20 protein-coding genes are annotated in these 20,756 nt (G+C 68.5%); 9 read left to right on the top strand and 11 right to left on the bottom strand.

Annotation, left to right across the window (positions count from 1 at the left end; all coding sequences use genetic code 11):
• Positions 1–3: 3 nt before the first annotated feature.
• Positions 4–999, bottom strand: a complete 996-nt coding sequence (locus ACAZ03_RS03725) for an asparaginase (RefSeq protein ID WP_373356022.1) — start codon at positions 997–999, stop codon at positions 4–6.
• Between the two features lie 193 nt (positions 1,000–1,192).
• On the opposite strand from ACAZ03_RS03725, the gene ACAZ03_RS03730 reads away from it, so the two are divergent.
• Positions 1,193–1,720 (top strand): hypothetical protein, encoded by a 528-nt coding sequence (locus ACAZ03_RS03730; protein ID WP_373356023.1) that lies wholly within the window; start codon positions 1,193–1,195, stop codon positions 1,718–1,720.
• Between the two features lie 142 nt (positions 1,721–1,862).
• Entirely contained in the window at positions 1,863–2,231 is a 369-nt protein-coding gene (locus ACAZ03_RS03735) for a VOC family protein (protein WP_373356024.1), read from the top strand.
• 3 nt (positions 2,232–2,234) lie between these two features.
• Here the strand turns inward: ACAZ03_RS03735 and ACAZ03_RS03740 are convergent, their stop codons facing one another.
• Positions 2,235–2,606 carry a DUF4260 domain-containing protein gene (locus ACAZ03_RS03740; protein WP_373356025.1) on the bottom strand — a complete coding sequence of 124 codons (372 nt, stop codon included), beginning with the start codon at positions 2,604–2,606 and terminating at the stop codon, positions 2,235–2,237.
• A gap of 128 nt (positions 2,607–2,734) precedes the next feature.
• On the opposite strand from ACAZ03_RS03740, the gene rlmN reads away from it, so the two are divergent.
• On the top strand, positions 2,735–3,934 hold the full coding sequence (rlmN, locus tag ACAZ03_RS03745; protein ID WP_373356026.1) for a 23S rRNA (adenine(2503)-C(2))-methyltransferase RlmN: 1,200 nt from the start codon (positions 2,735–2,737) through the stop codon (positions 3,932–3,934).
• Between the two features lie 77 nt (positions 3,935–4,011).
• A complete protein-coding gene (locus ACAZ03_RS03750) occupies positions 4,012–4,845 on the top strand; it encodes a hypothetical protein (protein WP_373356027.1) in 834 nt (277 codons plus the stop codon).
• A 175-nt stretch (positions 4,846–5,020) separates the two neighbouring features.
• Here ACAZ03_RS03750 and ACAZ03_RS03755 read toward each other — a convergent pair whose 3' ends face one another.
• From ACAZ03_RS03755 to ACAZ03_RS03785, 7 genes are all read right to left on the bottom strand, one after another.
• Positions 5,021–6,154: a Gfo/Idh/MocA family protein gene (locus tag ACAZ03_RS03755; protein WP_373356028.1), complete on the bottom strand. Its 1,134-nt coding sequence runs from the start codon at positions 6,152–6,154 to the stop codon at positions 5,021–5,023.
• A 12-nt stretch (positions 6,155–6,166) separates the two neighbouring features.
• Positions 6,167–6,907: a sugar phosphate isomerase/epimerase family protein gene (locus tag ACAZ03_RS03760; protein ID WP_373356029.1), complete on the bottom strand. Its 741-nt coding sequence runs from the start codon at positions 6,905–6,907 to the stop codon at positions 6,167–6,169.
• A gap of 1 nt (position 6,908) precedes the next feature.
• The gene (locus ACAZ03_RS03765; RefSeq protein ID WP_373356030.1) at positions 6,909–9,323 is read right to left on the bottom strand and encodes a glycosyl hydrolase 2 galactose-binding domain-containing protein; all 2,415 of its coding nucleotides are present in this window, start codon (positions 9,321–9,323) and stop codon (positions 6,909–6,911) included.
• Entirely contained in the window at positions 9,320–10,402 is a 1,083-nt protein-coding gene (locus ACAZ03_RS03770; RefSeq protein ID WP_373356031.1) for an ABC transporter ATP-binding protein, read from the bottom strand. The genes ACAZ03_RS03765 and ACAZ03_RS03770 overlap by 4 nt, the downstream gene beginning before the upstream one ends.
• A gap of 5 nt (positions 10,403–10,407) precedes the next feature.
• Positions 10,408–11,412: a carbohydrate ABC transporter permease gene (locus ACAZ03_RS03775; protein ID WP_373357038.1), complete on the bottom strand. Its 1,005-nt coding sequence runs from the start codon at positions 11,410–11,412 to the stop codon at positions 10,408–10,410.
• Positions 11,413–11,419: 7 nt separating this feature from the next.
• Positions 11,420–12,355 carry a carbohydrate ABC transporter permease gene (locus ACAZ03_RS03780; RefSeq protein ID WP_373356032.1) on the bottom strand — a complete coding sequence of 312 codons (936 nt, stop codon included), beginning with the start codon at positions 12,353–12,355 and terminating at the stop codon, positions 11,420–11,422.
• A gap of 140 nt (positions 12,356–12,495) precedes the next feature.
• The gene (locus tag ACAZ03_RS03785; protein WP_373356033.1) at positions 12,496–13,725 is read right to left on the bottom strand and encodes an ABC transporter substrate-binding protein; all 1,230 of its coding nucleotides are present in this window, start codon (positions 13,723–13,725) and stop codon (positions 12,496–12,498) included.
• A 189-nt stretch (positions 13,726–13,914) separates the two neighbouring features.
• On the opposite strand from ACAZ03_RS03785, the gene ACAZ03_RS03790 reads away from it, so the two are divergent.
• The 3 genes from ACAZ03_RS03790 to ACAZ03_RS03800 are packed head-to-tail and all read left to right on the top strand — an operon-like array spanning position 13,915 to position 17,174.
• Entirely contained in the window at positions 13,915–14,991 is a 1,077-nt protein-coding gene (locus ACAZ03_RS03790; protein ID WP_373356034.1) for a LacI family transcriptional regulator, read from the top strand.
• A 12-nt stretch (positions 14,992–15,003) separates the two neighbouring features.
• A complete protein-coding gene (locus tag ACAZ03_RS03795; RefSeq protein WP_373356035.1) occupies positions 15,004–16,059 on the top strand; it encodes a sugar phosphate isomerase/epimerase family protein in 1,056 nt (351 codons plus the stop codon).
• Positions 16,056–17,174, top strand: a complete 1,119-nt coding sequence (locus ACAZ03_RS03800; RefSeq protein ID WP_373356036.1) for a Gfo/Idh/MocA family protein — start codon at positions 16,056–16,058, stop codon at positions 17,172–17,174. The genes ACAZ03_RS03795 and ACAZ03_RS03800 overlap by 4 nt, the downstream gene beginning before the upstream one ends.
• Positions 17,175–17,544: 370 nt before the next feature.
• Here the strand turns inward: ACAZ03_RS03800 and ACAZ03_RS03805 are convergent, their stop codons facing one another.
• Together ACAZ03_RS03805 and ACAZ03_RS03810 are read right to left on the bottom strand one after the other, a co-directional pair.
• Complete coding sequence (locus ACAZ03_RS03805; protein WP_373356037.1) at positions 17,545–18,438, bottom strand: LOG family protein; 894 nt, start codon at positions 18,436–18,438, stop codon at positions 17,545–17,547.
• A gap of 102 nt (positions 18,439–18,540) precedes the next feature.
• Entirely contained in the window at positions 18,541–18,831 is a 291-nt protein-coding gene (locus ACAZ03_RS03810) for a hypothetical protein (RefSeq protein WP_373356038.1), read from the bottom strand.
• Positions 18,832–19,044: 213 nt separating this feature from the next.
• On the opposite strand from ACAZ03_RS03810, the gene dapD reads away from it, so the two are divergent.
• Together dapD and ACAZ03_RS03820 are read left to right on the top strand one after the other, a co-directional pair.
• On the top strand, positions 19,045–19,872 hold the full coding sequence (gene dapD, locus ACAZ03_RS03815) for a 2,3,4,5-tetrahydropyridine-2,6-dicarboxylate N-succinyltransferase (RefSeq protein WP_373356039.1): 828 nt from the start codon (positions 19,045–19,047) through the stop codon (positions 19,870–19,872).
• A gap of 6 nt (positions 19,873–19,878) precedes the next feature.
• The gene (locus ACAZ03_RS03820) at positions 19,879–20,625 is read left to right on the top strand and encodes a class I SAM-dependent methyltransferase (RefSeq protein WP_373356040.1); all 747 of its coding nucleotides are present in this window, start codon (positions 19,879–19,881) and stop codon (positions 20,623–20,625) included.
• Positions 20,626–20,756: the final 131 nt, after the last annotated feature.

The raw sequence follows: 20,756 nt of genomic DNA on the forward strand, positions 1-20,756 counted from the left end.
GTCCTACCGCAGCGCGGGGGCGAGCCGCGTCTCCGCGGCGGCGATGCCCCGGCAGTTCACCAGCTTCTTCTCGGCATGTTCCTGATAGGCGGGCGAGGCGCGGTCGAGCACGCCCAGACCCGCCAGCACGCCGGCGATGGCGGCCTCGGCGGCCCGCGACGCCCCGTCGGCGATCTTGAGCGCGACGCCGAGCCCGAGGTCGGGCAGGATCGCCGTATAGACGCCCTCCGCCCCGCCCTTGATCGTCACGCGGCCGCCGCAGGCGCGCATGAGCTCGGTGCAGGCGGCGCCCTCGTCGGAGATGAGCTCGGGATGGGTCCGCATGGCCTCGGCGATGCGCACCATGGCCTCGGGGCGGCGGCCGGACTGGCCGGGGGCGGCGGCGAAGCGGGCCATGCCGCGGGCGAGATCGTCGAGCCGGCAGGCGAAGTTCGGGGCCGAGCAGCCGTCGATCCCGTAGCCGGGCGAGGCGCGGCCCGTCACCTCCTCGAAGGCCTCGCGGACGGCCTTCTGCACCGGGTGATCGACCTCGATGTATTCCGGCCCCGCGCCCAAATGCTTCGTCAGCGTCAGGAAGCCCGCATGCTTGCCAGAGCAGTTGTTGTGGATCTGGCAGGGCTCCTCCTCGGCGCGAATGAGCCCGTTCCGCGCCGCCTCGTTGCCCGGCATATGCGCGCCGCAGCGCAGGTCGGGTTCGCCGAGTCCGAGCTCGTCCAGCCAGGCCGAGACCCGCTCGGTATGGATCGCCGCGCCCCGGTGCGAGGCGCCGGAGAGCGCGAGCTGCTCGCTGGTGAGCCCGGCGGCATGGGCGGCGCCGCTTTCGATGAGCGGCAGGGCCTGGATCATCTTCACGGCGGAGCGGGGGTAGATGATGGCGCCGGCATTGCCATGGCTCTGCACCACCTCGCCGGCCGCATTGGCAATAACCACATGCCCGGCGTGGACGCTTTCCAGCCGTCCGCCCCGCCAGATTTCCACGAGATCGACGCGATGCTCCATAGCCTGCCTCATTCGCTGGTCGAGCGGCGCCGGCACGAATCCGCGCAAAGCTGTGAGATCGGGGGACTTTCCCCGCGCCGCGATTTGTTGCACAACCTCTGCTATCGAGACGAGCGGCCCCCTGCCACCCCTCAAATGCGCGCATGAAGCGCCGGGCGGGGCCCGTAACGAGGCAAGACGGAGGTTCGCCCTGATGTTTCCACGCATCGCCGCAGTAGCTGCCCTGGCCCTGGCCGGCCTGACAGGCCCGGCCCTGGCGCAGGAAGAAACCGACAACCGCGTCGCCGCCGCGACGGATTGGAGCGTCTTCCAGGAGACGAATCCGACGGAGTGCTTCGCGGTCTCCGCACCGAAGGAGCAGCTCAACACCCGCGACGGCTCGCCCGTCTCGGTGACGCGCGGCGAGACGCTCCTGTTCGTCTTCTACCGGCCCGAGCAGGGCGTGAACGGTCAGGTGACGTTCACCGGCGGCTATCCCTTCGCGGGCGGCTCCACCGTGACGCTGGATATCGGCGGCACCGAGTTCCAGCTCTTCACCGAAGGCGAATGGGCCTGGCCGGCGACGCCGGAGGACGATGCCCGCATCGTCACCGCGCTGAAGGCCGGATCCTCTGCTATCCTCACAGGCGTCTCCGGGCGCGGGACGACGACGCAGGATACCTTCTCGCTACTCGGCGTGACCGCCGCGATCGAGGAAGCGGAGCGGCGCTGCACGAGCTGATCTCATCGGGATGCGCGGGGGCGGCCGCCCCGTCGCCATTGGTGCTTGAACCAATGGCGCACTCGGGTGGCGACCCCCCGCCTCGGGGGGCGCTCGCGCCCCCCGAGATCCCCCCTGAGGATTTTTCTGGAGCAAAGACGGGGTGAGATTCGTCAATCCCCTGCCGTTCGTCGCCGATCTCGAGCGGTCGCGGCGCTTCTATGAGGGCGTGCTCGGCCTCCGCGTGACCGAGGCGGAGGGCGCCGTCGTGATCTTCGAGGGTGGCTTTGCCATCCACGAGGGGGCGGCGCTCCACCGGACGATCTTCGGGCAGCCGCCGGTAGAGGCCGGGCCCTGGGGGCGCGGCAATCTGGTGCTCTATTTCGAGGAGCCGGAGCTCGAGGCGGCCTTCGCACGGGTCTCCGCAGCGGCGGAGATCATACATGGCATCGAAGTGCAGGCCTGGGGGCAGCGGGTCTTCCGCTGCCGCGACCCCGATGGCCATATCGTCGAGATCGGAGAGCCCGAGTGAGGTTCAGCCCTTGCGGCCGATCTCGCCCAGATGCGTCTGGTTGAAGCCCTCGGGCAGCTTCAGCCCGTAGCCGAACATCCTGTCGAAGCCGGAATGCGCCAGCCAGAGCGCGCCGAGCCCGGCGAGGGGCAGCGAGGCGGTGACGATGCCGGCCGCGAGCACGAGTGCGCCGAAGGCATAGACATGCACGAGGTTGTAGACGACCGAACCGACCTTCGGGCCGGCGAGGTATCCGCCGAAGCTGAGGTCGGGCGCGAAGAACAGAAGGATCGCCGCCCACCAGGGCAGGCCCGGCGCCACGCCGAGGTAGATGGCGAGGCCCGCGGCGAAGACCGCCGCCCCTTCGAAGCGTTGCCAGAGGATCGCGCGGGGCATCTGTCGCTCCTTCCCGTGTCGCCCCGAAGCTGGGCAGCCCGGCGCCCGCCCGCAAGCCCCTCGCCCGCGTTTGACTTTGCGTCTGGCGGCAAAGGCACTATATGGCGGGCCTGCCCCGAGGAATGACGATGACCGAAGCCCACGCCGCCCCGATCACGCAAGACGTGCTGACCATCCCCCGCCGCGAGGCGGCCGAGGGGAAGCGCAACCTCGTCGGCCTGACGCGGGAGCAGATGCGCCTCGCCCTCATCGAGGCCGGCACGCCGGAGAAGCAGGCGAAGATGCGCCTGAACCAGCTCTGGCAATGGGTCTATCACTGGGGCGTCCGCGATTTCGACGCGATGACCAACCTCGCCAAGCCGTACCGGGCGCTCCTCGCCGAGCATTTCGAGATACGCCTGCCCGAGATCGTCTCGCGGCAGGTCTCGGAGGATGGCACCCGGAAGTATCTCGTCCGCATCAACGGCGGGCACGAGGTCGAGACGGTCTACATCCCGGAGGAAGATCGCGGCACGCTCTGCATCTCGTCCCAGGTCGGCTGCACGCTCACCTGCTCGTTCTGCCACACCGGAACCCAGAAGCTAGTGCGCAACCTCACCGCCGCCGAGATCGTCGGGCAGGTGATGCTGGCGCGGGACGACCTCGGCGAATGGCCGGAGCCCGGCGCGCCGAAGGACGAGACGCGGCTTTTGAGCAATGTCGTGCTGATGGGCATGGGCGAGCCGCTCTACAATTTCGACAATGTCCGCGACGCGATGAAGATCACGATGGACGGCGAGGGGCTGGCCCTCTCGCGCCGGCGGATCACGCTGTCGACCTCCGGCGTCGTGCCGGAGATCGCGCGGACGGCTGAGGAGATCGGCTGCCTCCTTGCCGTCAGCTTCCACGCGACGACCGACGAGGTGCGCGACAGGCTGGTGCCGATCAACAAGCGCTGGAACATCGAGACGCTGCTCGCGGCGCTGAAGGAATATCCGCGGCTGTCGAACTCCGAACGGATCACCTTTGAATACGTTATGCTCGACGGGGTGAACGACAGCGACGCCGATGCGCGGCGGCTGGTGAAGCTCATCGAGGGCATCCCGGCGAAGGTGAACCTCATCCCGTTCAACGAATGGCCGGGGGCGCCCTACAAGCGCTCGTCCAACAACCGCATTCGCGCCTTTGCCGACATCGTGCACAAGGCCGGCTATGCCTCGCCGATCCGCACGCCGCGGGGGGAAGACATCATGGCCGCCTGCGGGCAGCTCAAATCCGCCACCGAGCGGGCGCGCAAGTCGCGGGCCGAGATCGCCCGCGAGGCGGGGATGGGCTCCGGCGCCGCTTGACGGCACCGGCTTGACGGGACCGGCTTGACGGCGCCCGGGCGCCGGGCGAGGGAAGACCAACAAGGGGGAGGGCCGATATGAGGCTGAAGCTCAACAAGATCGATTTCGACATCGCCGCCGTGCCGGGCAAGACCCGCACCGCCGTCCTGCAGGATCCCTCCGCCGCCCCGGCGCTCGCCAGCGCCGTCTGGGAATGGAATGCCGAGACCGGCGAGGCGATCGTCGCACCCGGCATCGAGGGCAACATGCGCCTGCCGAACGGGCTGATCTTCTTCGTGGCGAAATCGGGCGGCGAGGGCCGCCCCGAGCGCAACGACGGCGCCAGCAAGAAGATGGCCGAGCGCTTCACCTCTGCCCTCGGCGCCAAGTCGCTCGGCGAAGTGGCGGGCGCCATCAACCGGGTGCTCGGCGTCGGCGAGGTCAAGCTGCCGGTGGAGACCTACGAGGCCCTGAAGGCCGGCTGCACCTTCCGGCTGGTCGCGCATATCGACTTCGCCGTGCTGCAGCTCCGCGCCGGCGACCGGAACCTCTCGGCCCATCTCCTCATCCCGGGGCAGATCGTCTTCCGCCCGTTGGTGGTGAAGGTCACCGACCAGGCCGCCCATGACGCGGCGCTGGAGGCGAACCCCGGGCTCGACAAGAAGCTGCAGGCCGCCGTCCTGCCGCCCCGCACCCGCGCGGCGCTCGACATGCGGCAGATGGCGCTGACGACGCGCTTCAAGGAAGCGCAGGAGCTTGCGAACAAGCTGGAGGCCGACGGCGCCGACGACGACGCCAAGCGCCTGCCGCAGATGGAGCTGCAGCGCCTCGGCGCCGAGGCCCAGGTGCTGGCGCGGCTCGCCGCGCAGCAGCAGGGCAAGGCGCCCGGTCAGGGCCCGGGCCTCGCGCGGCCGCAGCCGGCGAACAACTGAGCTGAGAGAGAGAGACTGGGGCCGCGATGGCCCCGGAGCGCACCGGCCCGGGCATCCCCCGGGCCGCGCGTTCTTGCGCCTGACCTCGATGCACCGGGTAGGGTGGGTTTGTAACCCACCGCCCGGCGGCCCCGGGGAGCGCCGGCGGCGAGGCCTCTCGCCGCCGCGCCGCGCCTCAGGCCATCAGCGCCTTGGCTTCGTCCGGCGAGAGCGCCTCGGGGCGGGCGCAGGTGGTGGTCATCTCGACGAAGTCACCCGTCTCCCCCGATTTCAGGATCGAGGTCATCACGTCGACCGCATGGACAGCCAGCTCCAGCGAGCAGCGATGCGGGCGGCCCTCGGCGATGGCCGTCGCCATGTCGGCGAGGCCGGCACAGCGGTAGTTTGCCTGGGTCGGCGCATCGACGGGCTGGTTCGCCACCGCGAACGGGTGGCCGCGCTCGGCGACCTCGATCGGGTCCTCGCCGCGCTCCGTCATCTCGACATGGCCGCCGAAGAAGTTCGGGTCGGGCACGTAGAGCGAGCCCTCCTCGCCGTAGAGCTCCATGTTGAAATGCCGGTGCTTCCAGACGTCCCAGCTCGCGCCCAGCGTCACGATGGCGCCGTTCTCGAACTCGAGAAGCGCATGGATGTTCGTCGGCGTGTTCACCTTCAGCATCTCGCCGTCACGCGGGCCGTTGGCGATCTTCCGCTCGGGGAAGGAGATCGACGCCATGGCGCCGACGCGCTTCACCGGGCCGATGAGCTGGATGAGGTTGGTCACGTAATAGGGGCCGAGGTCGAGCACCGGGCCGGCGCCGGGCTGGAAGAAGAAATCCGGGTTCGGATGCCAATGCTCCATCCCGTGGTTCTGCACGTGGCAGGTGCCGCCGATGATCCGGCCGACCTTGCCCTCGTCGATCACCGCGCGGGCGAGCTGATGGGCGCCGCCGAGGAAGGTATCGGGTGCCGAGCCGACGCGCAGGCCCGTCTCGTCGGCGAGCTCTTTCAGCGCCTTGGCCTCGTCCAGCGTCAGGACGAGCGGCTTTTCCGAATAGGCATGCTTGCCGGCCTTCAGGATGCGCGTGGTGATCTCGTAGTGCACCGCCGGGATGGTGAGGTTCACCACCACGTCGATGTCATCGGCGGCGAGGAGATCCTCGACGCTCATCGCGCGCACCGGGAATTCGGCGGCCCGCGCCTCGGCGGCCGCCATGTTGATGTCCGCCACGGCCTTCAGCTCGAGCGCCTTGAAGAGCGGCGCGAGGCGCAGGTAGGCGTGGGAGATGTTGCCGCATCCGATGATGCCGACACCGAGTTTGCTGGTCATTTGGAGTGCTCCTCAGAGGGTCTTCAGCGCGGCGAGCGAAGCGCTGGCAAAGCGCTTGTCGTCGCTGGGGTTGTCATGTTCCAGAACGAAATGGTCGATGCCGGCGGCGCGGGCGGCGGGGACGATGGTGGCATAGTCCACGACGCCGGTGCCGAGGTCGGCCCAGCCGTCCTCGTCCGCTTTCTCGCCTTCGGGGGCGATGTCCTTGATGTGGACGGCCTCGATGCGGCCCTTGTAGCGCTCGAGCATCTCCAGCGGGTCCTTGCCGGCGCGGGTGACCCAGCCGAGGTCGAGCTCGAGGCAGAGGCTTTCCTCCTCGAGGATGCAGTCGAGCGGCAGGAGGCCGCCCTCCAGATCCACCAGCTCGAAATCGTGGTTGTGCCAGCCGAAGGGGATGCCGGCAGCGGTGAAGGGCTTGCCGGCCTTGGCCAGCCGCGCCCCGAAGGCGCGCCAGCCCTCGGCATCGGTCGGGCGCTCGTCCGGCGCCATCCAGGGGCCGAAGACGGCGCGCATGTTCAGCTCCTTGGCCAGCGCCACGAAGCCCTCCGGGTCGCGCTCGAGGTCTCCCACGGCGATATGGGCGGTGGTCATGCTCATGCCCGTCTCGGCCAGCGCCGCCTTGAGGGCGGGAATGTCCCCGAAAAGGCCGCCGTAGCCCTCGCATTCGGTGAAGCCGGCCTCCGACAGCATCGCCAGGGTGGCGGGCAGGGGGCCGAAGTTGCGCGAGCAGAAGAGCTGGTAGGAATAGCCCATGTCAGGTCCGTTTCATGGTTGCAGAGTAAAGGTCGCGGAGCGTGAAGTTGGGCTCCGCTGAGGGGTCGGCGGGGGTGAAGCGCAAGGTGGTGCTGGCGCCGGGTCCGAGATGCACGGCATTGCCGCTCCAGCGGCCCGGCACGTCGGTCTCCGCCGTCAGGAAGAAGCTCATGGTCTCGACCGTGAGCGCGACGAGCCAGTCACCGCCCTCGCGGGTGATCTCGGCCTTGGGCGCCGAGTCGGGCAGGTCATAGGCCTTCCAGGGGCGCGGAGCGAAGATGTCGCCGGCATGGGTGCCGTCCGAGCCCTCCCAGCCGAAGGTCAGCACCTCGCCTTCCTCCAGCTCGCCCTCGGGGATGGTCATCAGCACCTCGGCCTCGAGCCCGAGCACGGCCGAGCCCTCGCCGAGGTCGCGGGTGGAGCCGTCCATCGCCGTTGCATAGGCGGTGACGGAGAGCTCCACATCCTCCAAGAGGTCGTTGATGCCCATGATGTCGACGCTGCCGTCCGCGCGGGGCACGGCGGTCGCCAGCACCGGGGCATAGAAGCCCTTGGCGAGGTGATGCAGCATCTTCCAGTCGCCGCCATGATCGAGAGACGACCAGGAGCAGACGGGCCATGTGTCGTTGAGCTGCCAGTAGAGCGTGCCCATGCAATGCGGCTTGAGGCTCCGCCAATGGGTCACCGCCGTCTTGATGGCGAGGCCCTGCTGGATCTGGGAGAGCCAGACGAAATCCTCGAAGCGCTCCGGCCAGCGAAAATAGCGGAACATCGTCTCGGCGATGCGGGCATTGCCGCCGGCGTTCTTCTGGTGGCTCTCGAAGACCGGGCTCGCGATGTTCCAGTCCTCCTCGCCCGCGAAGCGCCGGATGGCGTTGAGCGAGGGGTAGGACTGGAAGCCGAATTCCGAGCAGAAGCGGGGGGAGACATCGCGGTAATGGTCGAAGTCGCGGCCCTCGTGCCAGACCGACCAGAAATGCATGTCGCCCGCGCTGTCGTCATGCCAGGCATCGCCGAAGTTCATCGGCCCCGGCGAGGGCGAGGAGGGCCACCAGATCGCGCCAGGCGCCGTCTCTGAGAGCGCCGCCTCGATCGTGCGGTTCAGCCGGTCGTAGCTGACGAGATAGCGGTCGCGGTTGTCGCGGCTCTCGGGGAACCAGTTCAGCGCGCCAATGAGCTCGTTGTCGCCGCACCAGAGCGCGATGCAGGCATGGTGGTGCAGGCGGGCGGCCTGTTCGCGCACCTCGGTATCGACGTTGGAGAGGAACTCCGGCGTCGAGGGGTAGAGGTTGCAGGCGAACATGAAATCCTGCCAGACCATGAGCCCCAGCTCGTCGCAGGTATCGTAGAAGCTGTCCGGCTCGTAGCGGCCGCCGCCCCAGACGCGGATCATGTTCATGTTGGCGTCCACGGCGGATTGCAGCAGGTCGCGCGTGGCGTCCTCGCTGATCCGCCCGGGCAGCGCATCGGCGGGGATCCAGTTGGCGCCGCGCGCGAAGACGGGCGCGCCGTTGACATGGAGCTGGAAGGAGGTGCCGCCCTCGTCCTCCTCCGTCACCAGCTCGATGGTCCGGAGGCCGATCTGCCGCGAGGCCCACGCGCCGCCGCAGGTGAGGCCGAGCTCGTAGAGGTTCTGCTCGCCGAGACCGGCGGGCCACCAGAGCTGCGGGTCCTCGATCTCGAAGACCGCGGTGATGCCGCCGCCCTCGACGATGCCCTCCAGCTCCTGCCCGGCGCAGGTGAAGAGGCAGTTCTCGCCCTCGCCGCCGGAGATATAGGCCGTGACGGTCAGCGTGACGCGACCGTCGTCATGTTCCTGCGCCACCTCGATCCGCTCGATGGCGGGGCAGGTGGCATCGACAATCTCTGCCCTTCCGTAGAGGCCGAAGGGGGCGAGCGCGATGTTCCAGTCCCAGCCGAAATCGCACTGCACCTTGCGGAGCATGTTGCCGTGCGGGATCGGGGAGTTGTTGCTCGAATAGGGCAAGAAGAAGGGCTGGCGCTTCTGCAGCGCCGCGGCGCCCGCCACGTTGGAATGGAAGGTGATCTCGATCTCGTGCTCGCCGGCATCCAGATGCGAGACATCGGCCCGCCAGGTGCGGAAGGCATTGTCGGCGGTCAGGATCTCCTCGCCGTCGATGCTGACGGTGGCGAGCGTGTCGAGCCCGTCCAGCACCAGTTCGCCGGGCGTGTCGTCGTCGAGCGTGAAGTTCCGGCGCGCCACCCAGTCGGTCTCGGCGATCCAGCGCAGATCGTATTCGTTCCGGCCCCAGTAGGGATCGGGGACCTCGCCGGCATCGGCAAGGGCCGAAATGGCGTCGCCGGGCACCGGAAAGGGGGCGGAGATGCCTCCGCCCGCCTCTTCCAGAACCCAGTCTCCGCCGAGATCGGCAAGGACGGGGCGCGATGCTGTCACAGACGCTCCTCGGTCGCGGTGTCGAAGAGAGAGGCGCGGGCCGGGTCGATGCCGATGGTCAGGGTCTCGCCATCCTTCACCGGCAGGTGCCCGTCCATGCGGATGCGGAAGGGCTCGCCGTTCATGCGGCTCCAGACCAGCGTGTCGGAGCCCATGGGCTCGACCAGCTCGGCCTTGACCTCCATCGTCGCGGGCGCGTTCGCCGCGAGCTCGCCGGTGACGATATGCTCGGGGCGGATGCCGGCGATGGCCGGGCCGTCCTTGCCGCCGGAGCTGGCGAACTCGTAGCGGTCCGTCCGCATCGTCAGCTCGCCGGCGGTGAAGGTGCCGCCCGAGAGCGTGCCGTCGACGAAGTTCATCGAAGGGCTGCCGATGAAGTCGGCCACGTATTTGTTGACCGGCTTGTTGTAGATCACGTCCGGCGTGTCGAGCTGCATGATCAGCCCGCCCTTCATGATCGCGATGCGGTCGGCGAGCGTCATCGCCTCCACCTGGTCGTGCGTGACGTAGATCATCGTGTTGGTGAGCTGATGGTGCAGCCGCTTCAGCTCGACCCGAAGATCGGCGCGGAGCTTGGCGTCGAGGTTCGACAGCGGCTCGTCGAAGAGGAAGACATCCACGTCGCGCACCAGCGCCCGGCCGATGGCCACCCGCTGCCGCTGGCCGCCCGACAGGGCGCCCGGCTTGCGCTTGAGAAGCGGCTCGATCTGCAGGATCTCGGCGGCGCGGTCGACGCGGCGGCGGATCTCGTCCTTCGGCACGCGGGCGTTCTTCAGGCCGAAGGAGAGGTTCCCCTCGACCGTCATCTGCGGATAGAGCGCGTAGGACTGGAAGACCATGCCGATGCCCCGCTCGGAGGGCTCCTTCCAGGTGACGTTCTCGCCCTTGATGAAGATCTGCCCGTCGGTCGGCTCGAGCAGGCCGGCGATGCAGTTGAGCAGGGTGGACTTGCCGCAGCCCGACGAGCCGAGGAGGACGAGGAACTCGCCGTCGCGGATGTCGAGGTTGAGCTTCTGAAGGACCTTCACGGCACCGAAGTGCAGGTCGAGATCCTTGATCTGTACGGAGTGGTCGGTCATGTCAGTCAGCCTTTGACGGCGCCGGCGGCGATGCCGCGCACGAAGAGTTTGCCGGAGACGAAGTAGATGCACAGCGGCACAAGGCCGGTCAGCATCGTCGCCGCCATGTTGACGTTGTATTCCTTGATGCCCTGCACCGAGTTGACGATGTTGTTGAGCTGCACCGTCATCGGATATTGCTCGGCCCGCGTGTAGACGACCCCGAAGAGGAAGTCGTTCCAGATACCCGTGACCTGCAGGATGATCGCGACGACGAGGATCGGCAGCGACATCGGCAGCATGATCCGGAAGAGGATCTGCCAGAAGCCGGCGCCGTCGACACGGGCCGCCTTGAAGAGCTCGTCGGGGATCGAGGAGAAGTAGTTGCGGAAGAGCAGCACGAGGATCGGCATCCCGAAGATCGTGTGCACGAGGACGAGGCCCCAGACCGACCCGAAGAGCTGGATGCGGCCGCGGCACGAGCCCTCCGCCGAGGTGAAGATCCCGCAGGTGCCCTGCCAGATATCGGTCATAAAGCCGCCGATCTCGCGCAGGATGATGACCACCGGGTAGAGCATCACCTGGTAGGGGATGAAGGCGCCCATGAGCAGGATGGTGAAGAACACCTCCGAGCCTTTGAACTTCCATTTCGACAGCGTGTAGCCCGAGATGCAGGCGATCGAGATCGATATGATCACCGAGGGGATGAGGATCCGCACGGAGTTCCAGAAGCCGCGGGAGAGCCCGTCGCAGTTGACGCCCGTGCAGGCCTCCGCCCAGGCCTTGATCCAGGGCTCGAAGGTGATCTCGCGCGGCAGCGAGAAGACGTTGCCGATGCGGATCTCGGGCATGGTCTTCAGCGAGGTGACGATCATCACGTAGAGCGGCAGCAGGTAGTAGATCGCCACGATGATGAGCACGCCGTAGAGCGCGATGTTGCGCCGCGAGAAGGCCCGCTTCGGGCGGGCGCCGCGGGGTCCGTCGATCATGCCGTGGATCGGCTCTTCGGCGGCCTTGGTGGTGTTGAGCATTCCGATGTCAGCCACGCTTCCGGCCTCCGAATTCGAGCAGCGCCCAGGGGACGAGGATGATGACGACGCTGAGCAGCATCATGGTCGAGGCGGCGAAGCCCTGGCCGAGGTTCTGCCCGCCGAACATGGCCTGCATGACGTATTTGGCCGGCACTTCGGACGAGATGCCCGGGCCGCCGGAGGTCTGCGCGACGACGAGGTCGTAGAGCTTGATGATGCCGGAGGCGATGAGCACCACGGCGGTGACAAAGACGGGCCGCATCATCGGGATGATGATCCGCACATAGGTCTTCCAGACCGGGATGCCGTCGACGCGGCTGGCCTTCCAGATGTCGTCGTCGATGCCGCGCAGGCCCGCGAGCATGATGCACATGATCAGCCCCGTGCCCTGCCACAGCCCGGCGATCAGCAGGCCGAACATGACGATGTCGGGGTTGTGCAGCGGGTTGAAGGTGAAGCTCTCCCAGCCGAGCGAGCGCACGACGCCCTGCACCCCGTATTCGGGGTTGAGCACCCATTGCCACACGAGCCCGGTGACGATGAAGCTCAGCGCGAAGGGATAGAGATAGATGGTGCGGAAGGCATCCTCGAAGCGGATCTTGCGGTCGAGCAGCGCGGCGAGCACGAAGCCGATGACGAGGGTCAGCACCAGGCTGAAGACGCCGTAGATGGCGAGGTTCTCGATCGAGATCAGCCACTTGGAGGTGCTCCAGAGCCGCTCGTATTGCGCCAGCCCGACGAAATCGAGCTTGGGCAGCAGCCCCGAGGACGTGAAGGAATACACGACCGTCCAGATGGTGCCGCCGAGGAAGACCCCGCAGGCGATGAGGATCAGCGGGATGAGCGCGATCTTGGATGCGAGATTGCGAAAAAGCCGGATCGGGCGCCGGGCGGGCGCACTGCGTTCCGGGACGGCGGTGTCGGCGGATTCTGCGATCGCCATTGGCTGCCTCCCTGACCTAGAGCGATGCTGTCGTTAGGCATCATGCACGATTTTGTCGGGCAATCTGCAAGTTTTGGGCCTCGGGACGAAATGGGCCCCGCAATGGGGGCCCATCCGCTTCGGCCTGGCGGCCTGAGCTATCAGCTCGCCGATTCGATGATCTGCGCGTAGCGCTCCTGGACATCCTCGGCGGTCATCGAGGGGGTGTTCCAGAATTCGGTCATCAGGTCGTTCAGCTGCGTGTTGACGTCCGGCGAGATCAGCTGGTTGCCGGACGGCATGGTGTTGCCGGCGGCCAGCAGGTCGAGGCCCTTCTGGGTGCACTCGTTCACCGTGGTCAGGTCGACGTCGCCGCGGATCGGCAGCGAGCCCTTGACGGAGTTGAAGGCGACCTGGACTTCCGGCGAGAGCAGAAGCGCGGCAAGTTCCTTCTGGGCGGCGGTGATCTCGGGATCGTCCACCACGGGGAAGTAGAAGGCGTCCCCGCCCGTATCGAGGATCGCCACCTCCCCGAGACCCGGCAGGCAGGAGTAATCCTCGCCGGCGGTCATGCCGGCCACGGCGAACTCGCCCTGCGCCCAGTCACCCATGATCTGCGCGGCGGCATCGCCGGTGATCACGGCGTTGGTCGCCTGGTTCCAGTCCTGCACGTCGAGGCCTTCGGCCATGTCGCGAGCGTCGGCAAAGGCCTGGAAGACCTCGCCATAGGCTTCGCCGCGCACGACGGAGGCGTCCTTGTCACGGTTCACCGCGAGCCAGTTGTCGAGGCCGGCGAGGGCGACGACCATGACGCCGAAGGAGCCGGACTGCTGCCAGGACTGGCCGCCCATGGCGAGCGGCACGACGCCGGCTTCACGCAGGGCTTCGGTATCGGCGACGAACTCGGTCCAGCTTTCCGGAACCTCGAGGCCGGCCTTCTCGAAGGCGGCGTTGGAGAGCCACATCCACTGCCAGGAGTGGATGTTGACCGGCGCACAGTAGACGCGGCCTTCGTAGGTGCAGGCGTCGAGCAGCGACGGCGGGTTCACGATGTCTTCCCAGCCTTCGGCTTCGGCGACGTCGGTGAGGTCGAGCATCAGGCCGGCTTCGATGAGCTCCTGGGCCTGAAGACCGTGGTTGAACTGGAAGGCGGCCGGCGGGTCACCGCCGAGGATCCGGCTGACCATGACGGGGCGAGCCACGTCACCGCCGCCGGCGATGGCACCGTCGACCCAGGTGTTGCCGGTGGCATCCCAGGCCTTGGCGAATTCGGCCACAGCCGCGGCCTCGCCGCCGGACGTCCACCAGTGCATGACCTCGAGGTCCACGGCACCGGCACTGGTTGCGCTAACAATCGCAGTCGCAGCCAGGAGCTTGGTGGTGAGTTTCACGATTTGTCCTCCCTGATCTAAATCGTTGTAGATTCCTCTATAACGTTTTAGTTTTGTGAGGCAAGAAATATTCGTGCGCTGTTCACGTCGCTCGTGAAACAATGATGCTGCGACGCAGCGACGATTGCCGCAGGGGCACAATCGGGGGGTCGCCCCGGCACTCGCGGCGAGGGGAGGATCAGGCCCGCCATGGCCGACAAGAAGACCACGCGCGCCGGCTCCGATGCGGAGGCCGCGGTGCCGGCGGCGCCGGTCCTCAGGGCCGAGCGCAAGCCGACGCTGCGCACCATTGCCGACATATCCGGCCTTGCGGTGCCGACCGTCAGCCGTGCGCTCAACGACGCCCCCGACATCGGCGCGGCGACGAAGGAGCTCGTCCGGCGAATCGCCGACGAGATCGGCTACATCCCCAACCGCGCCGGGGTGCGCCTGCGCACGGGGCGGACGAATGTCATCGCGCTGGTCCTGTCGACCGAGCAGGAGATCATGAACCACACGGCGCGGCTCATCACCTCGATCTCGGCCACGCTGCAGGGCTCTCCCTTCCATCTCATCGTCTCTCCCTATGTGGGAGAGAAGGATCTGATGAAGCCGATTCGCTACCTGGTGGAGACCCGCTCGGCCGATGCGCTGATCTTCAACATGATCGAGCCCGAGGATGCCCGCGTCGCCTATCTGATGGAGCGCGGCTTCCCCTTCGCCACCCACGGGCGGACGAAATGGGCCGACCGGCATGCCTATTGGGATTTCGACAACGATGCCTTCGCGCGCATCGCTGTCGCGCGGCTGGCGGAGCGGGGGCGGCGCCACATGCTTTTGATCGCGCCGCCGCTGCATCAGAACTACGCCCAGCTCATGGTCGCCGGCGCCCGGGCCGAGGCCGAGGCGCGCGGCTGCACGCTCCGTGTCGCCGCGCCCGTCACCTCCGATTCGGAATCGGCGCCGATCCGCTCGCATGTCTCTGAGGCGCTCGCCCGGGCGCCCGAGATCGACGGCATCGTCTGCGGCTCGCCGACGGCCGCGATGGCCGCCGTCGCGGCTCTGGAGGCGCGGGGGCGGGTGATGGCCGGCGATATCGACGTGGTCGCGAAGGAAGCGATTCCCTTCCTCGCGCTTTTCCGCGACACAATGCTGGTGATCGATGAAGATGTGCGCGCCGCGGGGGAATTCCTCGCCCGGGCCGCCATGAAGGCCGTCCGCGAACCGGGCGCGCCGCCCATGCAGGGGCTTGAAATACCGACCGGGGAATCGTTCACCTCGGCCTGAAGGAGGAAAGATATGGCATTGCAGATCAAGGGGCCGGCGCTGTTCCTGGCCCAGTTCGCAGGGGACGAGGCGCCCTACAACACGCTCGAGGGCATCACCAAATGGGCCGCCGGGCTCGGCTACAAGGGGGTCCAGATCCCGACCTTCGACGGCCGGCTCTTCGACCTCGACAAGGCCGCCGAGAGCGACACCTATTGCGACGAGGTGAAGGGCATCTGCGCCGATGCCGGCGTCGAGATCACCGAGCTCTCGACCCACCTGCAGGGGCAGCTCGTCGCGGTGAACCCGGCCTATGACCTCGTCTTCGACGCCTTCGCGCCGAAGGAGGTGCATGGCAACCCCAAGGCCCGCCAGGAATGGGCGGTGGATCAGGTCAAGAAGGCCGCCGTCGCCTCGAAGCGGCTGGGGCTGAGCCACACCGTCGGCTTCACCGGCTCGCTCGCCTTCCCCTTTCTCTACCCCTGGCCGCAGCGGCCCGAGGGGCTGGTGGACGAGGCCTTCGCCGAGCTCGCGCGCCGCTGGGTGCCGATTCTCGATCACTATGCCGAAAACGGCCAGGACATAGGCTTCGAGATCCATCCCGGCGAGGACGTCTTCGACGGCGCCACGTGGGAGATGTTCCTCGACGCCTGCGGCGGCCATGTCGCGGCGATGATCAACTACGACCCCAGCCATTTCGTGCTACAGCAGCTCGATTATCTGGCCTTCATCGACCTCTACTACGACCGCATCAACGCCTTCCACGTGAAGGATGCCGAGTTCAATCCCGACGGGCGGCAGGGCGTCTATTCCGGCTATCAGCCCTGGCTGAACCGCGCCGGCCGCTTCCGCTCGCTCGGCGACGGGCAGGTCGATTTCGCGGCGATCTTCTCGAAGCTGACGGGCTACGGCTACGATTCCTGGGCCGTGCTCGAGTGGGAATGCTGCATCAAGAGCCCCGAGCAGGGCGCCGCCGAGGGCGCGCCCTTCATCGCCTCGCATCTGATCGACAGGGCCGACCGGGCCTTCGACGATTTCGCCGGCGGCGAGCGGGACGAGGCCACGATCAAGAGGATGCTGGGGCTATGAGCAAGCGCTTGAAACTCGGGATGGTCGGCGGCGGTCAGGGCGCCTTCATCGGCGGCGTCCACCGCATCGCCAGCCGCATCGACGGCCGGTGGGAGCTGGTGGCGGGGGCGCTGTCCTCCGACCCGGCCCGCGCCGCGGCCTCCGCCACCGACTTGGGCATCGACGAGGGGCGCAGCTACGGCTCCTATCAGGAGATGGCGACCGCCGAGGCGGCCCGCGACGACGGCATCGACGCCGTGGCGATCGTCACGCCCAACCACGTCCATGCCGGGCCGGCGGTGGCCTTCCTCGAAGCCGGGATCAACGTCATCTGCGACAAGCCGCTGGCGGCGACGCAGGAGGATGCGGCGCGGATCAAGGCCGCCGTCGAGGCCTCCTCGGCGAAGTTCATCCTGACGCATAACTACACCGGCTATCCGCTGATCCGGCAGGCGCGCGAGATGGTGGCGCGGGGCGACCTCGGTACCCTGCGGATCGTCCAGGCCGAATATGCGCAGGACTGGCTGACGGAGGAGGCCGACCCCTCCAACAAGCAGGCCGACTGGCGCACCGACCCGGCCCGCGCCGGCGGCGGCGGCATCGGCGACATCGGCACCCATGCCTATAACCTCGCGAATTTCGTCTCGGGGCTGAAGACGGCGGCACTGGCCGCCGACCTCTCCAGCTTCGTGCCGGGGCGGAAGGTGGACGACAACGCCCATATCCTGCTGCGCTATGAGGGCGGGGCGAAGGGCATGGTCTGGGTCAGCCAGGTGGCGCCCGGCAACGAAAACGGCCTCCGTCTGCGGATCTACGGCGACAAGGGCGGCCTGGAGTGGAACCAGGAGAACCCGAACGTCATGACCTGGGCGCCCTTCGGCGAGCCGAAGCAGCTCCTCACCCGCGGCGGGGCGGGCCTCGGCGGCGGGGCGGGGAGCCATACGCGCATCCCGCCGGGGCATCCCGAGGGCTATCTCGAGGGCTTCGCGAACCTCTATTCCGATGCCGCCGACCTGATCTCGGGCGAGAGCGACGGCGCGCTCCTGCCGGGGATCGAGGCGGGGCTCGACGGGATGTGGTTCATCTCCGCCTGCCAGGAAAGCTCCGGCAAGGACGGCGCCTGGGTGGCGCGCTAGGGCAGGCCGCGCGGCCTCGCATTCGTCCATCGCCCGCCCCCGGGGACCGCCGGGGGCGGGCGGTTTCTTTTGTGACAGTGGTCGTGGCGTAGGGTGGGCTTGTAACCCACCATGGGCGCAACGCATCGAACGATGCCCCGCCCGGTACGCGCCGCAGGCGCTGGGCGAGCGCCGGCCCGTCCCGCGGGCTGGCGCTCTGGTGAGGGCAGGCGGGACGGTGGGCGGGGGATCGGCTGCACCATAAAGCGCGCCGCCCAACCCGCAGGAGCGCCACCCCCGGGCCGGCGCTTGCCCTGCGCGGCACCGGCGAGCCCGGTTGAGAGGGGGCGGTGGGTTACAAACCCACCCTACGCCTGGGGGGCAGGGCGTCCTACGCCTCCGGCGGTGCCCCCGCGCCCTGGCCCGTGCCGGTGTCGCGGCCGGGCACGATGCTGCGGCGTTCGCCGGCGTTGGGCCAGCTGTCCATCGCTTCCAGCGCCTCCTCGGCCGTCTCGACATAGCGGAAGAGCGTCAGGTCATCGGGGCTGATCGTGCCGGCCTCAGCCAGCGCCTCCCAGTTGATGACCCGCTCCCAGAAGTCCCGCCCGAAGAGCAGCACGGGCACCTGGCCCATGCGGCCGGTCTGGATCAGCGTCAGGCATTCGAAGAGCTCGTCCATCGTGCCGAAGCCGCCGGGGAAGATGCAGACCGCCCGGGCGCGCATCAGGAAGTGCATCTTGCGGATCGCGAAATAGTGGAAGTTGAAGGCGAGCTCCGGCGTCACATAGGCATTCGGCGCCTGCTCGTGCGGCAGGACGATGTTGAGCCCGATCGAGCGGCCGCCGGCCTCGGCCGCGCCGCGGTTGCCGGCCTCCATCACGCCCGGGCCGCCGCCGGTGCAGATCACGTCCTCCTGCCCGCCGGTCTCTGCCATCGACCGCTCGGTCACGCGCTTGGCGAAGCGGCGGGCCTCCTCGTATTGGGCGCTGAGCGCCGCCAGCGCCTCGGTCTTCGCCTCGGCCTTGCGCGACGGCGGCAGGATGCGGGCGCCGCCGAAGAGCACGACGGTCGAGGCCACCTCGGCCTCGTCCAGTGCCATCTGCGGCTTGAGGAGCTCGAGCTGGAAGCGGACGGGGCGCAGCTCCTCCCGCGTCAGGAAATCCTCGTCGGCGAAGGCGAGCCGGTAGGTCGGCGAGCGGGTCTGCGGCGTGTCGGGCACGAAGCGCGCGGAGGTGCGGTCCTCGCGGCTGTCGCGGAGCGGGTGCTTACGGTGCGGCTCTTTCATGGGGCCTCCCTCGGGGTCGGCCCCGTCATGGCAGGCTCCGCAGCCGGGAACAACCGCGGAGCCTTTGGTCTTCACGGGCGCCGGAGCGGCCCCCGGCTCAGCTCAGCTCTGGGAGGCGAGGAAGCCCGGGCAGCGGCCCCGCGCATCGGTCAGCCCGATGCTCGAGCCGTTGATGATGAGGTGCCAGGTCGGCAGGTAGCCGGGCGCCTGGGCGCGGGCATAGGAGCAGCCGGTGCGCGGGTCGGTCCAGGTGTGCGCGGTATAGGAAGACGGCGGGCCGGCCCAGCGGCTCGGCCCCGGCGCGACGCTCTGCGCGGCGGCGGGGGCGGCGGCGATGGCAAGCGGGCCGGCGAGGGTCAAGGCGGCGAGGGCGGCGGTCAGAAGGCGGGTCATGCTGGTCTCCATCAGGTGACGACGGGGCCTCTGCTAGACCTCGCTCGCGGCAAAGCGGGGTTGGAAGCTGGGCGGGATTGCGGCACTTCGCCGAAAATTGCCGGCGCCTCTTAAGGTGCCGCTAACACCTTCCGACGTGCCGCCGCCACGATTGCCAGAGGCCGGCCCATCGGGCAAGAAGCGCCCGACCCATTGCCGCCGAAGGAGTGCCCCATGTCCAATGCCCAGCTCGAAGCCGCCATCGAGGCCGCCTGGGAGGGTCGCGCCGAGATCACCCCCGCCACCACCGGCGAGACCCGCGAGGCGATCGAGGATACGCTGAACGCGCTCGATTCCGGGGCGCTCCGCGTCGCCGAGCGGGGGGAGGACGGGGTGTGGACCGTCAACCAGTGGGCGAAGAAGGCGGTGCTTCTCGGCTTTCGCATCAAGGACATGGAGCCGCAGTCGGGCGGGCCGCAGGGCTCCGGCTGGTGGGACAAGGTCGACAGCAAGTTCCTCGGCTGGGGCGAAAACCAGTGGCGGGCCGCCGGCTTCCGCGCCGTGCCGAATGCCGTGGTGCGCAAGAGCGCCTATATCGCGCCGGGCGTGGTGCTGATGCCGAGCTTCGTCAACCTCGGCGCCTATGTGGGCGAGGGCACGATGGTCGACACCTGGGCGACGGTCGGCTCCTGCGCGCAGATCGGCCGTCACGTGCACCTGTCGGGCGGCGTCGGCATCGGCGGCGTCCTCGAGCCCATGCAGGCCGGCCCGACGATCATCGAGGACAATTGCTTCATCGGCGCCCGGTCGGAGGTCGTCGAGGGCGTCATCGTCCGCGAGGGCTCGGTGCTCGGCATGGGCGTCTTCCTCGGCCAGTCGACGAAGATCGTCGACCGGGAGACGGGGGAGGTGAGCTACGGCGAGGTGCCGCCCTATTCGGTCGTGGTCGCCGGCTCGATGCCCTCGAAGGGCGGGGTCAGCCTCTATTGCGCGGTGATCGTGAAGCGGGTCGACGAGCGGACCCGCTCGAAGACGGGGATCAACGAGCTCCTGCGGGACTGACCTGCGATGGTGGAGGGGCAATACGGGACCACCTCCAACCTCGCGGCCCGCGGCGCGCTGCACGCGCGCTATGCCACGCGCGACTGGTTCGGCTGGGTCCATGAGCGGGTGGCCCTGAGGGACGGCGAGGCAGTGCTCGACATCGGCTGCGGCGCCGGCTGGCTCTGGGACAGGCCAGGCCTGCCGGAGGTGACGCTGACGCTGGCCGACCGGTCCCCCGCGATGGTCGAGGCGGCGCTGGGCCGGGCACAGGTGGCGGAGAAAACAGGCGCGGTGGCCGATGCCGAGGCGCTCGGCTTCGCCGCCGGGCAGTTCGACGCGATCCTGGCGCTGCACATGGCCTATCACCTGGCCGAGCCGGCGGAGGCCCTGGCGCAGATGGCGCCGCTTCTGGCGGAAGGCGGCCGGCTGGCGCTTTCGGTCAACGCGACAGGCAACCTAGGCGCGCTCTGGGAGATCGCGGCGGAGTGCCTCGGCCTGCCGCCGATGGACCCCTCGGTCGCAGTCTTCTCCGACATCGCGGCGGAGGCGGCGCTGGTGGCGGCGTTCGGGCAGGTCGAGCGGCACGACTATGCGGATCTCTACGTGGTGTCGGAGCCGGAGCCGCTGGTGGCCTACCTTTCCTCCCTCCCGGAGGCGCAGGAAGCGGGCGCGGATGCGACGCCGGCAATCCGCGCGGCGGTCGACGCGGCGCTGGAGCGGGGGCCCCTGGAGCTTCCGCGGCGGAGCGCGTTGTTCGTGGCTAGGGGGTAGGGTGGGTTTGTAACCCACCGTGGCGGAACGGGTGGGCGGGGCGGAAAAACTTGAGCGGTGGGTTGGACAACCACCCTACGCGTTTCCGACGGTTGTGCGATGCCCCCGCCCGGTACGCGCCGCAGGCGCAG

It is taken from the genome of Pseudoroseicyclus sp. CXY001 (genome assembly GCF_041714655.1).
Lineage (GTDB): Bacteria > Pseudomonadota > Alphaproteobacteria > Rhodobacterales > Rhodobacteraceae > Pseudoroseicyclus_A.

Excerpts from the sequence above, each read along its gene's own strand:
- ACAZ03_RS03725 (WP_373356022.1), bottom strand. The coding sequence starts at position 999 with ATGGAGCATCGCGTCGATCTCGTGGAAATCTGGCGGGGCGGACGGCTG.
- ACAZ03_RS03730 (WP_373356023.1), top strand. The coding sequence starts at position 1,193 with ATGTTTCCACGCATCGCCGCAGTAGCTGCCCTGGCCCTGGCCGGCCTG.
- ACAZ03_RS03740 (WP_373356025.1), bottom strand. The coding sequence starts at position 2,606 with ATGCCCCGCGCGATCCTCTGGCAACGCTTCGAAGGGGCGGCGGTCTTC.
- rlmN (WP_373356026.1), top strand. The coding sequence starts at position 2,735 with ATGACCGAAGCCCACGCCGCCCCGATCACGCAAGACGTGCTGACCATC.
- ACAZ03_RS03750 (WP_373356027.1), top strand. The coding sequence starts at position 4,012 with ATGAGGCTGAAGCTCAACAAGATCGATTTCGACATCGCCGCCGTGCCG.
- ACAZ03_RS03755 (WP_373356028.1), bottom strand. The coding sequence starts at position 6,154 with ATGACCAGCAAACTCGGTGTCGGCATCATCGGATGCGGCAACATCTCC.
- ACAZ03_RS03760 (WP_373356029.1), bottom strand. The coding sequence starts at position 6,907 with ATGGGCTATTCCTACCAGCTCTTCTGCTCGCGCAACTTCGGCCCCCTG.
- ACAZ03_RS03770 (WP_373356031.1), bottom strand. The coding sequence starts at position 10,402 with ATGACCGACCACTCCGTACAGATCAAGGATCTCGACCTGCACTTCGGT.
- ACAZ03_RS03775 (WP_373357038.1), bottom strand. The coding sequence starts at position 11,412 with ATGCTCAACACCACCAAGGCCGCCGAAGAGCCGATCCACGGCATGATC.
- ACAZ03_RS03780 (WP_373356032.1), bottom strand. The coding sequence starts at position 12,355 with ATGGCGATCGCAGAATCCGCCGACACCGCCGTCCCGGAACGCAGTGCG.
- ACAZ03_RS03790 (WP_373356034.1), top strand. The coding sequence starts at position 13,915 with ATGGCCGACAAGAAGACCACGCGCGCCGGCTCCGATGCGGAGGCCGCG.
- ACAZ03_RS03795 (WP_373356035.1), top strand. The coding sequence starts at position 15,004 with ATGGCATTGCAGATCAAGGGGCCGGCGCTGTTCCTGGCCCAGTTCGCA.
- ACAZ03_RS03800 (WP_373356036.1), top strand. The coding sequence starts at position 16,056 with ATGAGCAAGCGCTTGAAACTCGGGATGGTCGGCGGCGGTCAGGGCGCC.
- ACAZ03_RS03805 (WP_373356037.1), bottom strand. The coding sequence starts at position 18,438 with ATGAAAGAGCCGCACCGTAAGCACCCGCTCCGCGACAGCCGCGAGGAC.
- ACAZ03_RS03810 (WP_373356038.1), bottom strand. The coding sequence starts at position 18,831 with ATGACCCGCCTTCTGACCGCCGCCCTCGCCGCCTTGACCCTCGCCGGC.
- dapD (WP_373356039.1), top strand. The coding sequence starts at position 19,045 with ATGTCCAATGCCCAGCTCGAAGCCGCCATCGAGGCCGCCTGGGAGGGT.
- ACAZ03_RS03820 (WP_373356040.1), top strand. The coding sequence starts at position 19,879 with ATGGTGGAGGGGCAATACGGGACCACCTCCAACCTCGCGGCCCGCGGC.